This is a genomic window from Trabulsiella odontotermitis, from assembly GCF_001188485.1.
In the GTDB taxonomy this organism is placed as follows: domain Bacteria; phylum Pseudomonadota; class Gammaproteobacteria; order Enterobacterales; family Enterobacteriaceae; genus Trabulsiella; species Trabulsiella odontotermitis_A.
Genome location: NZ_JNGH01000100.1, coordinates 1 through 206, shown reverse-complemented (window position 1 = coordinate 206; position 206 = coordinate 1). Strand labels below are relative to the sequence as shown.

Below are 206 nucleotides of genomic sequence, written 5' to 3'. Positions count from 1 at the left end.
GTCGACCGTTTCGGACTGCTGACCGATCAGATGCCTAACCTGCTGTCGTTCCAGACAAAACTGGTGCAGAAACGCGATAATCTGACCGGCTGGGATACCGATAACGACGCGCTGTCGCTGCTCGACGTGGTGCGTAACGTGAAACCAGACATTCTGATTGGCGTGTCGGGGCAGATTGGCCTGTTCTCGGAAGAGATCATCCGTGA

General features: G+C 55.3%; 1 protein-coding gene. It reads left to right on the top strand.

The window, feature by feature from the left end:
• Positions 1-206, top strand: a 206-nt coding sequence (locus GM30_RS14865) for a malic enzyme-like NAD(P)-binding protein (protein ID WP_338011788.1), incomplete at both ends; no start/stop codon positions are given.